The sequence below is a fragment of the Rhizobium sp. 05N49 genome, from assembly GCF_056396805.1.
On record NZ_JBFTME010000013.1, the window covers coordinates 145,120 to 160,318 of the forward strand.

Genomic DNA, 15,199 nt, shown 5'->3' on the forward strand with positions numbered 1-15,199 from the left:
GGGAGATGGTGATGGCGGCGATTGCACTTTTTCACTCGGTCTACGGATTGCGGTCCCTTGAACGCGACGCCGCGGCGCGTCTGCGCGCGGCAGGCCATCAAGTCGTAACGCCGGATCTTTACGAGGGAAGGGTAGGGGGTACGCTCGAAGAAGGCTTTGCCCTCAGGAAAGAGATCGGCTGGGCCGAACTTTGCGGGCGCGCTGAAAAGGCGATCGCCGACTTGCCGGCATCGGCCGTCCTCGGCGGCTTCTCCATGGGCGCAGGCGTAGCCGCGAGCCTCTGGCCGGGACGACCGCAAGCGGCCGGCATCCTCTTGCTGCATGGTATCGCAGAAATTCCGGCAAACGCGCGCGAAGGCATTCCCCTTCAGGTCCATCTGGCGGACCCCGACGAGTTCGCGCCCGCGGACGAGGTGGCTCCATGGCGTGCGCATGCCGCAAGAGCTGGTATCAGCCTGGAGGTCTTCCTCTATCCCGGCGCCGGCCATCTCTATACCGATCCGTCGCTGCCTGACTACGATGCAAAGGCGGCGGAGGCCACCTGGAGCCGCGTCGACACTTTCCTCGCGGCGCTCTGAACCGCTCAGGGACCGTTCACCAGCTTCAGAATGAGCTGCTGGATATTGCCGCCCTCGCTCATTTCCACGCGGTCGAAATCCCGGCCGCGCTGACGTTGCCTGTTGGAGAGCTCTCCGAGCCGCACCGTCAGCTCCGGCCTGATCTTCTTGCAGCCGGGATCATCAGGCACGGAGAAGCCGTTGCTCAGCGTCTCGATCTCCTTGACCATTTCGATGATCGTCTCGCCGTGCCAGCGCTCATGTATGCGCACACCCGATATGAAGCTCTCCCAACTTGCCTTGGTCGCCGCCGGCAGGTCGTTCGGCGCCTTCGGCAGCGTGTAGATGATGATGAGCTTCGGCTTTGCAAAAGTCAGCGTGCAGGCACTGCCTTGCTGTTCGTATTTGCGCGTCCAGGTCAGCTTGAAAGTCGTATGCGCGATGACCCGGCCCGGCCCGACCTGCGGGCCGCGCTCGCCGATGGACTGGTAGAGCTGCATGCCGGTGCGGCCGGCGATTGCATATGCCTTCACTTCCTCACTCGGTTGCCAGTCGGTTGCCGCGGCCGCGGCAGGCAGAGCCAGCCCGAACGCCACCAACGCATATCCGAAAACAGTCCTCATATGCCTCTCATCCGCTTCCTTGCCGAGCGCGGGCGAAGCTAACGAGGCTTGGCGGCGGATGCAATGGACAGAGGCCGCATAGCCCGTCTTCACCGCTGAATTTGGTTCTGCGTATCCCTCTGGCGCAAAACGCATTTCCCACTATCTTTGCTGTCATGAGACCAGACGCGCTGCTCTATCCCGCCCCCGAAGGGCTCTATTGCCCGGAAGGCGGCTTCTATGTCGATCCGGTGCGGCCGGTGGAGCGGGCGCTGATCACCCATGGCCATTCCGATCACGCGCGTCCCGGCCACGTGAATGTGCTCGCCACCCGCCAGACACTTGATATCATGCGCATCCGCTACGGCGACGGCTTCTCTGCCAGCGAACAGCCGGTCGCTTTCGGCGAAGAACTCGTCGTCAACGGCGTGAAGGTAAGCTTCCATCCTGCCGGCCATGTGCTGGGCTCGGCCCAGATCGCCATCGAGAAGAATGGCACGCGCATCGTCGTATCGGGCGATTACAAGCGCCGGCCCGACCCGACCTGCGAAGCCTATGTGCCCGTGCCCTGTGATGTCTTCATCACCGAGGCGACCTTCGGCCTGCCGGTCTTCCACCATCCCGATCCGATCGACGAGACCGGCAAGCTGCTCGCCTCGTTGCGCCAGTTTCCCGAACGCACGCACCTCGTCGGAGCCTATGCGCTCGGCAAGGCACAGCGTGTCATCCGCCTGCTGCGCGACGCCGGTTACGGCGAACCGATCTATATTCACGGCGCGATGGAACGTCTCTGCGATTATTATATCAGCCAGGGCATCGATCTCGGCGAACTGCTGCCGGCCACGATCGAAAGCCGCGACAAGTCCATTTTCAAGGGCGCCGTCGTCGTCGGCCCGTCCTCTGCCTTTGCCGACCGCTGGGCCCGCCGCTTCAACGATCCGTTGCCGTCCTTCGCCTCCGGCTGGATGATGGTGCGCCAGCGCGCCAAACAGCTCGGTGTCGAACTGCCGCTCGTCATCTCCGACCATTGCGACTGGCCGGAACTGACCGAGACGATCACCGAGCTTGCCCCGCAGGAAGTCTGGGTCACCCATGGCCGCGAGGAGGCACTGGTGCGCTGGTGCGAGTTGCAGGGCATCAAGGCCAAGCCGCTGCATCTGGTGGGTTATGAGGACGAGGGGGATTGAAGCATGAAAGCCTTCGCCGACCTCCTCGACCGCCTGGTCTTGACCCCCGGCCGCAACGGCAAGCTCAAGCTGCTGACCGACTATTTCCGCGACACGCCCGACCCTGATCGCGGCTATGGCCTTGCTGCCATTGCCGGCACGCTGGAGGTGCGCAACGTCAAGCCCGCCATGCTGCGCGAACTGGTTCTGGAGCGCATGGACGATGTGCTCTTCCGCTACTCCTATGATTATGTCGGCGACCTCGCCGAAACCATCTCGCTGGTCTGGGACAATGAACGCGATGTCGACCGCTCTGCGCTCGCCCAGCCGCGTCTCGGCGAGGTGGTCGTCAGGATGAATTCGCTTGGCCGCACGGAAGTGCGCAGCTTCGTGCGCGACCTGCTCGACCGTCTCGATTCCTCCGGGCGCTTTGCCTTCATCAAGCTCGCGACCGGGGCATTGCGCATCGGCGTTTCCGCCCGCCTCGCCAAGCAGGCGCTTGCCGATCTCGGCGGCAAGGAGGTGACCGAGATCGAAACTCTATGGCACGGCCTGCAGCCGCCCTATGAATCGCTCTTCAAATGGCTGGAGGGTGGTGAGGAAAAGCCGGTGCTTGCAACGCCTGCGATCTTCCATTCCGTGATGCTTGCCAATCCGGTGGAGGAGGGCGATCTCGATAGTCTCGACCCCGCCAATTATGCCGCGGAGTGGAAATGGGATGGTATTCGCGTCCAGCTCTCCCGCTCCGGCGAGACACGCAGGATCTATTCCCGCTCCGGCGACGATATCTCCGGTGCCTTTCCTGATATTCTTGATTCGATCAGCTTTTCCGGCGTCATCGACGGAGAGCTTCTGGTTGGCGGCACGGCGCGTTCCAACAACCCGACCCGCACCTTCTCCGACCTGCAGCAGCGCCTGAACCGCAAGACGGTGACGGCACGGATGCTGGAAGAATATCCGGCTTTCATCCGCGCTTATGACATGCTTTTCGACGGCGACCAGGACGTGCGCGGCAAGCCCTATATCGAGCGTCGCGACCGGCTCTCGGAAATTATCGACCGCGCCCCGCACGACCGCTTCGACCTCTCGCCTCTGGTGCCGTTCTCCACCTGGGAGCAGCTGGACGATCTTCGTGCTGCCCCGCCCGATCCCGTTATCGAAGGCGTGATGATCAAGCGCCGCGACAGCATCTATCAGGCTGGTCGCATGAAGGGGCCGTGGTTCAAGTGGAAGCGCAATCCTTACAATGTCGATGCGGTGCTGATGTATGCCCAGCGCGGCCACGGCAAGCGCTCCAGCTATTATTCCGATTTCACCTTCGGCGTCTGGGCGGAGGATGAGGATGGCGAACAGCTCGTCCCTGTCGGCAAGGCCTATTTCGGCTTCACCGATGCCGAGCTCGAAGTGCTGGACAAGTTCGTGCGCAATAACACGACCGAGCGCTTCGGCCCGGTCCGCGCAGTGCGGGCGGACAAGGAGTTCGGCTTCGTGGTGGAAGTCGCCTTCGAGGGAATCAATCGCTCCACACGCCACAAGTCGGGCGTAGCCATGCGGTTCCCCCGCATCGCGAGATTGCGCCCCGACAAGCCCTCCTACGAGGCCGATCGCCTGCGCACGCTCATTGCTATGATCGACGCCAAGGCGGGTTGATATCACCTGCCTGCGCAAAAATGACGCAGTCCCCCGTTTTCAACAGCATGTGTATTGGCGGCAAGGTTCGTCCGGTGCAGATTTTTTGGGCCGGGGAAATGATGGGTGCCGCGTATGAGCTCGCAAGAACGAAATGCCTTTTTCCGTCAACGCCGCGGCGTGCTTGCAGGGATAGCCGGCTCTCTTATGCTGCCTCGCCTCGCGAATGCCTTCGATGTCCCCGATGTTCCAAGGCTCGCCAAGCATGACTATGCCAGTGTCCGCCATCACTTCCGCACCAAGCTGCTGCAGAAGGGGCCGGCGCCGGATAAATATGAGCCGCTGACGGCACCGGCCGATGCCGACCGGATATTCTACCGCTCCGGCTATGGCGGCGAGCTGGAGTTGACGGCCTGGGTGTCCAAATACAAGCGCGGGACCAAGTCGAAGCCCGGCATCCTCTTCCTTCACGGCGGCAATGCCATGGGCATCGGCCATTGGCAGCTCATGAAGCCCTACGTGGATGCCGGCTATGTGGTGATGATGCCTTCCATGCGCGGCGAAAACGGCCAGATGGGCAATTTTTCCGGTTTCTATGACGAGGTGGACGACGTGCTTGCCGCGACCGAGCGCCTGCGCCATCTGCCGGGCGTCGATCCCGCGCGCCTCTTCATTGCCGGCCACAGCATCGGCGGTACGCTGACCATGTTGACGGCGATGAGTACGCATCATTTTCGGGCGGCGGTGCCGATTTCGGGCAATGCGGATGCCTTCCGCTTCTTCAACCGCTATCCCGAAGACATCCGCTTCGACGATTCCAACGCGCATGAATTCGAGGTACGCACGGCGCTTTGTTATGCGCACAGCTTCAAGTGCCCGGTGCGTGTGCTGCACGGCACGGAAGAGTCTCATTTCAACGATCGCGCCGATCTTCTCGTTTCGCGTGCCCGTGCGGCCGGTACGCATATCGAAGCAGATACGGTTGACGGCAACCACACTTCGGCACTGCCGGCCGAGATCGCGCAGAGCATCGCATTCTTCCACGGTGTGGCGGCCTGACAGCTGCCGGATGCATGTCCGGCAGGGACCTGCGTCATCCGTCTTTTTCGGCGGGTTCCAGCTTCTGGCACCAGCCTCGCGCCAGCCGCGAATGCCATCCTGTGAGCAGATAATGCTGTCTCCGTGATCGCTGATGAGGGTGGTTTCATGAATTTTCTGCGCCGGGCTTTCCCGTTTGTCGGGCTCGCGGCTGCTGCAACGATGCTCAGCGGCTGCAACATTCTTGTCCCCGATGTCGCAGCCGATTCGCCTGCGCGCTTCGTGCAGGAGATTTCACCGGTCTTCTACGAGCCGCCGGGCGTCGATCCGCGTCGCGTCAAGCCGCTTCCCGATCAACCGGTGCCGCATACACGCGAACTCTACAGGACGCAGTTCAATCAGACCTATGGCCTGCCGGTCAGCAACCCGCTGAACCTCGACATGGGCATGTACGGCCAGGTCAGGGACGGCGATTTCACGCTGCCGGCCATCCCCGCCACTCGCATCCGTCCGGAATATCTGCGCCAGGAGGTCGAGTACCAGACCAACGAACGCCCCGGCACGATCGTTGTCGATACCCAGGACCGCTTCCTCTATTTCGTTGAAGGCAATGGCAGGGCCATGCGTTACGGCGTCGGCCTCGGCCGCGAGGGATTTGCCTGGAAGGGCCGCGGCGTCATCCAGTGGAAGCAGAAGTGGCCGCGCTGGACGCCGCCGGTCGAAATGGTCTCCCGCCAGCCGGAAGTTCGTCCCTTCTCGGCGGAAAATGGCGGCATGAATCCGGGCCTTGCAAATCCGCTCGGCGCCCGCGCCATGTATATTTTCAAGGATGGCCAGGACACGCTCTATCGCATTCACGGCACGCCCGACTGGCAATCCGTCGGTAAGGCGGTTTCCTCCGGCTGCGTACGCATGCTCAACCAGGATGTGGTCGACCTCTACGACCGCGTGTCGGCCAAGTCGGAGATCGTGGTGATGTAGGGCTGCAACAGGGCGGGCGAGATCGTCTGCCCGAAGCTGGACACGTCTGCGTGATGCTATGGTTTATTTAGTATAAGCCGATAGATTTTTTCCTTGTCGATTTCGGCATTGGACGAATCAGGGGTGAGTTGCGTTTATGGCAAGCCCCGCATCACGAAGGAAATCAGTCCCGCGTCATGAGCCTCGATAACCCCATCTCCCGTCGTAGCTTTCTTTCCTTTTCGGCTTTGACAGCGGCTTCCGCGCTGGCAGGCTGTGCCTCCACTTCGAATACGGTCGAAAATGGCGGCATGTCGATCAGCTACCGTTCGCCCTTCCGCGCGTTCCAGACGACGAGCGTACCCAGCGAAGCAGAACTTGCCGTCATGTACGGCCCAATCGAAGACGGCGGTTTCCTCATCCCCGCCGTTCCCTACCAGCAGATCGACCCGCGCTACTATCGCCAGCAGGTCGTGGATCCGACCGGCCAGCCGCCGGGCACGATCGTCGTCGATACGCCCTCGCGCTTCCTTTATCTCGTCCAGCCCGGTGGCATGGCGATGCGCTACGGCGTCGGTATCGGCCGCGAAGGTTTCGCCTGGTCGGGCAATGGCGTCATCCAGTGGAAGCAGAAATGGCCGCGCTGGAAGCCACCGAACGAGATGGTCGCCCGCCAGCCGGAGCTTGCGAAATACTCAATCGAGCGTGGCGGCATGGAGCCAGGCCTCTTGAATCCGCTCGGTGCGCGCGCGCTCTACATCTTCTCGAACAACGAAGATACGCTCTACCGCCTGCACGGCAACCCGGAATGGCGCTCCATCGGCAAGGCCGTCTCGTCGGGCTGCGTGCGCCTGCTCAACCAGGACATCATTGACCTCTACGATCGCGTTCCCAACAAAACCCCGATCGTTGTTTGGCAGTGAGCTGCGGTCGGGCGTAGCCCGAGCAATCGATCCAGTGAATCGATTGCAGCAGCGAACGCCCGAAGCGTAAGCGCAGGGCTGGAAGGGTGCCTAACCCCAAAACACAAAAACCGCCCAACACGGGCGGTTTTCTTTTGACTTGATAGTTACGCCGCCTCAGCGCAAATCCCAGCCTTGCACCCCGAGGCAAGCAGCGCCTTGTCCGCCACCTCGACAAACAACTGCCGAAACCACGACGCCCGCTCGTCCGCCCTGTCGACCCGCCGATACAGCATCGACACAGGATCGGCCGGCAGCTCGATCGGCGGCATCGAGACCTCGAGATTGTGAAGCTGCGCCATGCAGCGTCCGAGCGATTCCGGCACGATGGCAATCGACGGCATGGCTCTGAGCGCCGGCGGCACCGCCGAATAGCGGGGCACAGTCGCCACCACGTTGCGGCTCAAACCCACCTTGTCGAGCGCGGCATCGACCGCCGTCGTCGCACTACCGACGAAGGAGATGGCGATATGCGGTGCGGCGACGAAATCCTCGACGCTGATCGGCGGCTTCAGTTTCAATTGCTGCGGATCGTAAATGGCGACCGAACACTGCTCGAACAGCGGCATGCGGATGTGCCAGGAGGCGGGTTCGCCATGAACGGAAATGCTGAATTCGTAGGCGCCGTCATCAAGCATCTGCGCCGCATCGCGTTTGTCGGCTGCCACGCCCACGAGCCGCGCGCCCGGCGCAAGCTGACGTAGCCGCGCAACCAGCGGGCCGAAGAAAGCGGTTTCCAGATTGTCGCACATGCCGACGCGGAATTCACCCTGCCAGGTCRATGGGTCGAAACCCTTGGGCGGGCGGATCGCCCGTTCGATGCCGGAAAGAGCATCCTCGATCGCTGGGGCGATCGCCAGCGCCCGCGCTGTCGGCTGCAGGCCGCGGCCGACGCGTATGAAGAGTTCGTCGTCCAGCGCCTCGCGCAATCGCTTGAGCGCGGCGGAAAGTCCGGGCTGGCCGAGCAACAGCCTTTCAGCTGCACGGCTGACATTGCGCTCCTGCATCAGCACTGAAAAGGCAAGCAGAAGGTTCAGATCAATTTTGCGAAGGACAGCATCATTCATCATTATGAGTAATACCTGACATGGCTACTATCAATTTGCAATAGGGTTTGAAGCTGTACATTTTCTCGTTCCCTGCCGCCCGCCAGCCTCCCGGCGACGACGGCAGCAAAGAAGGAACCGAGATCGATGACCAATTCCCCATCTCCACGCGGAGCCGGCCTGGCGTTGCTGCTGCTCTGCGCTGCGAATTTCCTTGACGCCATGGATGTTTCCACCATCGGGGTCGCCCTGCCTGCCATCCAGACCGAACTTGGTATGCCGCCAACCTCGCTTCAATGGGCCGTCAGCGCCTATGTGCTGGGTTACGGCGGGTTTCTGCTGCTCGGCGGCCGTGTCGCCGACCTCTTCGGCCACCGCCGCGTCTTCCTCTGGTCGCTCGGCATCTTTGCGGCCGCCAGCATTGCCGGCGGTTTCGTCGATAGCGGCCCGACGCTGATCGCTGCCCGCCTGGTAAAAGGCATCGCCGCAGCCTTCACCGCCCCGGCGGCCCTTGCCCTGCTGCTCTCCGTCTTCGGCGAGGGCGAGAAGCGGGCAAAGGCGCTCGGCGTCTTCGCCTCGACGGGTGCCACCGGCTTTGTGCTCGGTATGGTGCTCGGCGGTGCCGCCACCCTCGTGAGTTGGCGGGCAACGCTCGTCATGGGCGCTCCGGTCGCGATCCTCACGCTGGCGATCGCTCCCTTTGTCCTGCCTCCGGATGCGCGGCGCGGCGAGGGACGCAAGCATTTCGACTGGGCGGGCGCCTTGACGATCACCCCCGGCCTGCTACTCTTCGTCTTCGGCATTACCAACGCTGCCGCAGCCGGCTGGAATGACTTCTTCACCTGGGGCTCGCTCGTTGCCTCCGTGGTGCTGATCGCACTCTTCCTGATTGTCGAATCGCGCCATGCCGATCCCATGGTGCCGCTGCATATCTTCCGCCGGGCAAAGCTCAGCCATGCCAATGCCATCGCCGCTTTGTTCCAGGGAGCCTATGTCGGCTTCCAGTTCATCGCCACGCTCTACTATCAGGATGTGATCGGCTGGTCGGCCTTTGCCACCGGCTTCTGCTTCGCCTTCGGCGGTGTCTGCGTGATGTTCCTTGCACCGCGTTTTGCCACTGTCGCGCAGAACCGCGGCACGACGGGCCTGATGGCGGTTGGCGTCGGGCTGCAGGCGACGAGCTATATCCTCTGGGTTGCTCTGGTCGGCCACATCGATCCGATCATCCTGGTTGCCTTGAACCAGATCCCGCTCGGCGTCGGCTATGCCATGACCTATCCGGCAATCCAGGTTGCAGCACTGTCTGACGTCGAGGAAGACAAGTCCGGCCTTGCCTCCGGCCTGCTCTTTGCCTCCTTCCAGATCGGCGGCGGCATCGTGCTTGCGGCCGCTTCCGCCATCTTCGCCGCAGCCCCGCACTTCGGCTGGGATCCCTATGTCGGCGGCATCGTCTTCGTGGCGCTGCTGGCGATCCTGATCACCCTGCTTGCTGCTGTCGGCCCGAAGAGCGCCACGCTTCGCCCGCAGGCCTATCAGGCAGCGGAATAATGCAAATTGCCCGCGCCGGGGTGGCGCGGGCATCGTCTTTCAGGCCGTGCTTGGCCTCGGCCTATATGCTTGCGTTGAGATTTCCGCGCAGCCGGGTCAGCATGTCGCGCATGACCGCCATTTCCTCCAGCGTGCAGCCGATCGCCTCGCCGATCGACGACATGATCGTATTGACCTCGCCCCTCATCGACTGACCTTTCGGTGTCAGCGACACGATGACCTGTCGCTCGTCGCGGGAATCGCGGGTGCGCTTGATGAGGCCGTTCTGCTCCAGCCGCTTGAGGAGAGGGGAGAGCGTGCCGGAATCGAGATCGAGCTGCTCGCCGATCGTCTTGACCGGCAGTTCGGCTTTTTCCCATAGAACCAGCATGACGAGATATTGCGGATAGGTCAGGCCCACCTTGTCAAGTATGGGCTTGTAGGCGCGGGTAAAGGCATGCGCCGTCGCGTAAACCGCGAAACAGAGCTGCTTCTCCAGCCGCTTTTCCTCTTCCGGTATTTCCATCACTTTCGCCGTTCTCGCTTTCATCGCTATCATCCTCAGAGGTCCCATTGTCCTCTTTTCAAATTCCGAATGCAATTTGCAAAATTCACTTGCGTACAATTTAATTGGGCATTATTAAAAACTCAACCCGAACGAACGGGGCCAACCAAAGGAGATTGTCATGCCTATTCTCTACACGACCAAAGCTTCCGCCACCGGTGGCCGCGCAGGCCGCGCCGTTTCCGAAAACGGCGTTCTCGACGTCACGCTGACCGTGCCGAAGGAACTCGGCGGCGACGGCGCAACCGGCACCAATCCCGAACAGCTCTTTGCGGCCGGTTATTCCGCCTGCTTCCTCGGTGCTTTGAAATTTGTGGCCGGCAAGGAAAAGGTCAAGATTCCCGAGGAAACCACCGTCTCCGCAACCGTCGGCATCGGCCCGCGTGAAGATGGCGGCGGCTTCGGCATCGAAGTGGCCCTGACCGTCAACATCCCGGGTGTCGACCGCGAAACTGCCGAAAAGCTCGCAGCTGCCGCCCACATCGTTTGCCCCTACAGCCACGCCATGCGCACCTCGACCGAAGTTCCGGTCACGGTTGCCTGATTACTTGCTGCGCCAGTGAACAAGGGCCGGGGCAATGCTCCGGCCTTTTCTTTTGGATCAATGCGCCGCCTGCTGTGCTGGCCCGGGCAACTGATCGGCATCGGTCAGGGTGCCGAGGAAAGCGACGATATCGTCGATTTCCGATTCCGTCAGTGCCGGCGGATCGCCGGGCTTGCGGCCGAAGGGCGGGTCCTGATTGAGATTGCCCCAATAGGCCTCCGGTATATCGTCATATTTGCGGATCGTGCCGTCGGCGTTCTTCGGATACCAGCGGCCCGGATCGCTGTCGCGTGTGGCATAGAAGGAGACGACGTCGCGCAGCGAGTGGAAATAGCCATTGTGGAAGAAGCTTTTCTTAAGCGCCACATTGCGTAGCGTCGGCGTGCGGAACAGACCGCAATAGTCCGGCCGATCCTTGAAATCGGTACGCTGAGGGCCGCAAAGGCCGAGATCATGGTAGTTGGGGTCGGCATTGGCCGGGATTGCCATGTTGCGCGGTACCGCGAGACCGAGGAAGCCGAAGTCGGAAAATTGCGGCGGCTCCCCGTCATTGGCGGGCTCGCTCAGATGGCAGCTCGAACAGTTTCCCTTGGCCGGGTCTTCGAAGAGTTCGCGCCCGTGAAGCTCCTGTGCCGTCAGGGTGCCCTTGCCGGCAAGAAAGGCGTCATAGCGACTGGAATAGGGATAGAAGTCTGCGCCGCTCTGCTCGAAAGTGCTGAGCGCCTCGACTGCCCCTTGGAACGCATCCCGGGCATTGCCGAAGACATCCTGGCCGAAAATCTCCCTGAAGTCGCCGGAATAGGCTGCCTTGCTGAGCGAGGTGACGACCTGGTTTTCGTCCTTGTTGCCCATTTCGAAAGGCGAAAGCAGCGGGATCTTCGCCTGGTCATAGCCATGGTCCACCCGCCCGTCCCAGGTCAGGCCGCCCGTTGGCCCATTGTCGACGCTCTCGTCGCCTTCATCCTCGGAATCGTAGAAATGTTCGGTGAAGGAGGGGACCGCCTGCAGGTAGCGCAAGGTCGGCACCGCGCGCAGGCCCGGCCGGTCCAGATGCGCCCCGCCCATTTCGACCGGTGTCGCGGTATCAGGAGCGAAACCATGATGCGGGTCGTGACAGGAGGCGCAGGCCTGCATGCCGGAGGCCGAAAGCGAGGAATCGAAGAACATCTTGCGGCCGAGTTCCGTCAGCGCCTCGGCGCGGGCATAGGCTTGTGCCCGCGACATCGGGCCGGGGTGCGCGCCGCCGGTGACGGCCGCGCTGCTTTGCCGCAGGGGAATAAGGCTGAAACCAAGCGTGCTGGCCGCCAGACCAAGCGCCAGTCCGGACCGCAGAAGCCAGATAATCTTTGTCGCCATGTCAGCGATTCCAACGAGTTAACATAATGCATGCTCATGATCGAACCTGACTGCAACAGATTGATGACGCGCGCGTACCGGCCGCAGCAACAACCCGCCCGATGTCACAAAGTTGATAGATGGCGGGAATAGCGTCTCGCCTGCGCTGGGTCTTTCCACGTCCGCCCGACGCCCCTCTAGCCACGCCCCCTTAGCCATGAGGTATCCCGCCATGACCAGACTGAAATTCCTCCGCAATCTTTCGCTGGCCGGCTCGGCCATGCTGCCGCTGGCGCTTGCCACGGCCGCCCATGCAGCACCCGCCGGCATGGACAAGATCCAGAATATCGTCGTCATCTACGCTGAAAACCGCAGTTTCGATAACCTCTATGGCAGCTTTCCGGGCGCCAACGGCCTCGCCAATGCAAGCGAAAGCCAGGCACGCCAGCTCGATCGCGATGGCGCGCCGCTTTCCGAACTGCCGCCTTCCTGGGGCGGTCTCACCGCCAAGGGTGTGACACCCGCCGTCACCGAGGCCCAGTCCGCTCACCTTGCTAATGCCGTCTTCTCGATCGACGATCCCAAGGGCTTTGCTCAATCGACCAATGTCATCACCCGCGACCTCTGGCACCGCTTCTATGAGGAGCAGATGCAGATCGATGGCGGCAAGAACGACAAGTTCGTCGCCTGGGCCGATTCCGGCAGCCTCGTCATGGGCCACTATGACGGCTCGATCCTGCCCATGTGGCAGGTCGCCAAGAAATACGTCCTCGCCGACAACTTCTTCCAGGGCGGCTTCGGCGGCTCCTTCTTCAACCACTTCCAGCTGATCTGCGCTTGCGCACCCTATTATGCGGATGCCGACAAGAGCCCCGCCAAGCCCACGATCGCCAAGGTCGATGCCGACGGCATTTCGCTGACCGTTGCCGAAAATGCACCAAAATCCGCGCTCGACGGTGCCCCGAAATTCGTCTCCGACGGCAACCTCACGCCGGATTTCTATGCCGTCAACACCATGCAGCCGCCCTACCAGCCGAGCGCCAATGCACCGGCCAAGGACGGTGATGCAGCCTATGCCGATCCCTCGCAGCCCAACACCTTGCCGCCGCAGCACGAGATCACCATCGGCGATCTCCTGTCACTAAAGGGCGTCAGCTGGGCATGGTACGGCGGCGCATGGCAGGCAGCCCTCGATGGCAAGAACGCCACGCCGGTGCCGAACTTCCAGTTCCATCACCAGCCCTTCAACTACTTTGCCAATTTTGCGCCGGGCACGCCCGCCCGCGCCGAGCATCTGAAGGACGGCGGCCTCGGCGGCGAAGGCTTCATCAAGGATATCGACGACGGCAAACTGCCGGCCGTTTCCTTCTACAAGCCGCAGGGCAACCTCAACGAACATGGTGGCTACGCCGATGTCTCGAGCGGTGACCAGCACCTCGCCGATCTCGTCTCCCATCTCGAAAAGAGCCCGCAATGGGGTCATATGCTCGTCATCGTCACCTATGACGAAAACGGCGGCTTCTGGGATCACGTCGCTCCGCCGAAGGCCGACCGCTGGGGCCCGGGCAATCGCATTCCAGCCTTCATCATCTCGCCCTATGCCAAGGGCGGCATGGTCGATCATACGCAATATGACACGACCTCGATCCTGCGCCTGATCACGGCCCGTTACGACCTGCCGGTGCTTCCGGGCCTGCTTGCCCGCGACAGGGCGCTGGCGCTGAACAACGAGCCGCCGATGGGCAACCTGACGGCATCGCTCGACCTGACGCGCTGATCGTCACGATAACGTTGTCTTCTCCCCAGACATTGGGGAGAAGACTTCTTGCTTTCGGATGTCTTATCCGTTGAGCGCGCGCATGCCGACTTCGCTATAGCGATCTCCGACAGCGCGGGGCAGGGCGCCGGCGATTTCCTCGAGATCCTGCTGCGTCAGATCAACGGCAGCCGCTCCAAGATTTTCGTCGAGCCGCGTGCGGCGGCGCGTGCCGGGAATAGGCACGATATCTTCGCCCTGAGCCATCACCCAGGCGAGCGCCAGCTGTGCGGGTGTTGCGCCCTTGCGGCGCGCAATCTCTTCGACCACCGCGACCAGTTCGAGGTTCCGCTGCAAGTTCTCACCCATGAACCGCGGCGAGCTGCGCCTGTAGTCGCCGGGCGCGAGTTCGTCGACAGACTTGATCACTCCGGACAGGAAACCGCGTCCGAGCGGCGAATAGGCGACAAGTCCGATCCCGAGTTCACGCAGCGTCTGCAGCACGCCGTCTTCCGGCTCGCGCGACCAGAGCGAATATTCGCTTTGAACGGCAGTAATGGGATGCACGGCATGCGCCCTGCGGATCGTCTCGGCACTCGCTTCCGACAGGCCGATATGTCGGACCTTGCCGGCTTCGACGAGTTCCTTCATCGCGCCCACCGTCTCTTCGATTGGCGTATCGGGATCGACACGGTGGAGATAGTAGAGATCGATATGGTCGACGCCGAGCCGGCGCAAAGACCCTTCGCAGGATGCCTTTGCATAGTCTGGCCGTCCGTTGGCCGACTGGGCGCTGACGCCGGGCATCGCTCCTGCTGCGCGTACGATGCCGAACTTAGTTGCCAGTACCACCTGGTCACGCCGGTCCTTGATCGCTTCCCCAACAAGTTCTTCGTTGGTGTGCGGACCATAGGTATCGGCCGTATCGAGCAGGGTGACGCCGCGCTCGAGCGCATGATGGATCGTGGCGATCGCCTCACCTCTATCGTCCGCCGTTGCGCCATAGGCCCAGTTCATGCCCATGCAGCCGAGGCCGATCGACCCGACCTCAAGTCCTTGCCCGAGCCGGCGTGTCTGCAATCTTCCGTTTGTCATCTCTCATCCTTTCTTCCGCCTCCTCATAGGAGGCGATTTTGCCGTCGAGGACGCGAAGGCAGGATTCGAGATCGGCCACATGGGCCCGGACATGCTCACGATGCTTTTTGAGCATCTCGCGACGCTCGCTGAAAGTGGCTTTCCCGATACCGGCAAGCTTTGCATAAAGCAGCATGTCGCGGATCGGCATGCCGGTCGTCTTCAGACGGCCGAGAAACTCGATCCAGGAAAGGATTGAAGCGTCGTAGTCGCGTTGTCCGGATCGGTCGCGATCGGCATAGGGCAGCAGGCCGATACGCTCGTAATAACGCAGCGTATGAGCCGACAGACCGCACCGTTTCGCGAGGTCACTGATCTTCATGAAACACCTGTTCTCGTCACGACGCCAAGGAAGCTACGGCTTCGAGCGCGCTCTAA

Annotated in this window: 15 protein-coding genes; 9 read left to right on the plus strand and 6 right to left on the minus strand. The window is 62.0% G+C overall.

Features of this window, described 5'->3' with window-relative positions:
• Window positions 1–5 precede the first annotated feature (5 nt).
• Window positions 6–578 carry a dienelactone hydrolase family protein gene (locus tag AC1DF8_RS24310; protein ID WP_478155380.1) on the plus strand — a complete coding sequence of 191 codons (573 nt, stop codon included), beginning with the start codon at window positions 6–8 and terminating at the stop codon, window positions 576–578.
• 5 nt (window positions 579–583) lie between these two features.
• Here the strand turns inward: AC1DF8_RS24310 and AC1DF8_RS24315 are convergent, their stop codons facing one another.
• Window positions 584–1,180, minus strand: a complete 597-nt coding sequence (locus AC1DF8_RS24315; protein WP_113145925.1) for a DUF922 domain-containing Zn-dependent protease — start codon at window positions 1,178–1,180, stop codon at window positions 584–586.
• A gap of 155 nt (window positions 1,181–1,335) precedes the next feature.
• Between AC1DF8_RS24315 and AC1DF8_RS24320 the strand changes: the two genes are divergently transcribed.
• The 5 genes from AC1DF8_RS24320 (at window position 1,336) to AC1DF8_RS24340 (ending at window position 6,875) form a co-directional block, all read left to right on the plus strand.
• Window positions 1,336–2,346 (plus strand): ligase-associated DNA damage response exonuclease, encoded by a 1,011-nt coding sequence (locus AC1DF8_RS24320; protein ID WP_478155352.1) that lies wholly within the window; start codon window positions 1,336–1,338, stop codon window positions 2,344–2,346.
• Window positions 2,347–2,349: 3 nt separating this feature from the next.
• Window positions 2,350–3,975, plus strand: coding sequence for a cisplatin damage response ATP-dependent DNA ligase (locus tag AC1DF8_RS24325; protein ID WP_478155353.1), 1,626 nt, complete (start codon window positions 2,350–2,352; stop codon window positions 3,973–3,975).
• Window positions 3,976–4,089: 114 nt separating this feature from the next.
• On the plus strand, window positions 4,090–5,013 hold the full coding sequence (locus AC1DF8_RS24330) for an alpha/beta hydrolase family protein (RefSeq protein WP_112543032.1): 924 nt from the start codon (window positions 4,090–4,092) through the stop codon (window positions 5,011–5,013).
• A gap of 147 nt (window positions 5,014–5,160) precedes the next feature.
• A complete protein-coding gene (locus tag AC1DF8_RS24335) occupies window positions 5,161–5,973 on the plus strand; it encodes a L,D-transpeptidase (protein WP_112543033.1) in 813 nt (270 codons plus the stop codon).
• Window positions 5,974–6,149: 176 nt separating this feature from the next.
• A complete protein-coding gene (locus tag AC1DF8_RS24340) occupies window positions 6,150–6,875 on the plus strand; it encodes a L,D-transpeptidase (protein ID WP_112543034.1) in 726 nt (241 codons plus the stop codon).
• Between the two features lie 146 nt (window positions 6,876–7,021).
• Here AC1DF8_RS24340 and AC1DF8_RS24345 read toward each other — a convergent pair whose 3' ends face one another.
• Window positions 7,022–7,984 (minus strand): LysR family transcriptional regulator, encoded by a 963-nt coding sequence (locus AC1DF8_RS24345; RefSeq protein WP_478155354.1) that lies wholly within the window; start codon window positions 7,982–7,984, stop codon window positions 7,022–7,024.
• 123 nt (window positions 7,985–8,107) lie between these two features.
• Here AC1DF8_RS24345 and AC1DF8_RS24350 point away from each other — a divergent pair, with 123 nt between their 5' ends.
• Window positions 8,108–9,508, plus strand: coding sequence for an MFS transporter (locus AC1DF8_RS24350; RefSeq protein WP_112543036.1), 1,401 nt, complete (start codon window positions 8,108–8,110; stop codon window positions 9,506–9,508).
• A 61-nt stretch (window positions 9,509–9,569) separates the two neighbouring features.
• Here AC1DF8_RS24350 and AC1DF8_RS24355 read toward each other — a convergent pair whose 3' ends face one another.
• Complete coding sequence (locus tag AC1DF8_RS24355) at window positions 9,570–10,046, minus strand: MarR family winged helix-turn-helix transcriptional regulator (protein WP_113203626.1); 477 nt, start codon at window positions 10,044–10,046, stop codon at window positions 9,570–9,572.
• A gap of 127 nt (window positions 10,047–10,173) precedes the next feature.
• Here AC1DF8_RS24355 and AC1DF8_RS24360 point away from each other — a divergent pair, with 127 nt between their 5' ends.
• Window positions 10,174–10,596, plus strand: coding sequence for an organic hydroperoxide resistance protein (locus tag AC1DF8_RS24360; RefSeq protein ID WP_007818814.1), 423 nt, complete (start codon window positions 10,174–10,176; stop codon window positions 10,594–10,596).
• 57 nt (window positions 10,597–10,653) lie between these two features.
• Here the strand turns inward: AC1DF8_RS24360 and AC1DF8_RS24365 are convergent, their stop codons facing one another.
• A complete protein-coding gene (locus AC1DF8_RS24365; protein WP_478155355.1) occupies window positions 10,654–11,952 on the minus strand; it encodes a cytochrome-c peroxidase in 1,299 nt (432 codons plus the stop codon).
• Between the two features lie 211 nt (window positions 11,953–12,163).
• Here AC1DF8_RS24365 and AC1DF8_RS24370 point away from each other — a divergent pair, with 211 nt between their 5' ends.
• Window positions 12,164–13,708 (plus strand): acid phosphatase, encoded by a 1,545-nt coding sequence (locus AC1DF8_RS24370; RefSeq protein ID WP_113116234.1) that lies wholly within the window; start codon window positions 12,164–12,166, stop codon window positions 13,706–13,708.
• A 63-nt stretch (window positions 13,709–13,771) separates the two neighbouring features.
• Here the strand turns inward: AC1DF8_RS24370 and AC1DF8_RS24375 are convergent, their stop codons facing one another.
• Together AC1DF8_RS24375 and AC1DF8_RS24380 are read right to left on the minus strand one after the other, a co-directional pair.
• Entirely contained in the window at window positions 13,772–14,767 is a 996-nt protein-coding gene (locus AC1DF8_RS24375) for an aldo/keto reductase (RefSeq protein WP_478155381.1), read from the minus strand.
• Window positions 14,736–15,143 carry a MerR family transcriptional regulator gene (locus AC1DF8_RS24380; RefSeq protein WP_478155356.1) on the minus strand — a complete coding sequence of 136 codons (408 nt, stop codon included), beginning with the start codon at window positions 15,141–15,143 and terminating at the stop codon, window positions 14,736–14,738. The genes AC1DF8_RS24375 and AC1DF8_RS24380 overlap by 32 nt, the downstream gene beginning before the upstream one ends.
• Between the last annotated feature and the right edge of the window lie 56 nt (window positions 15,144–15,199).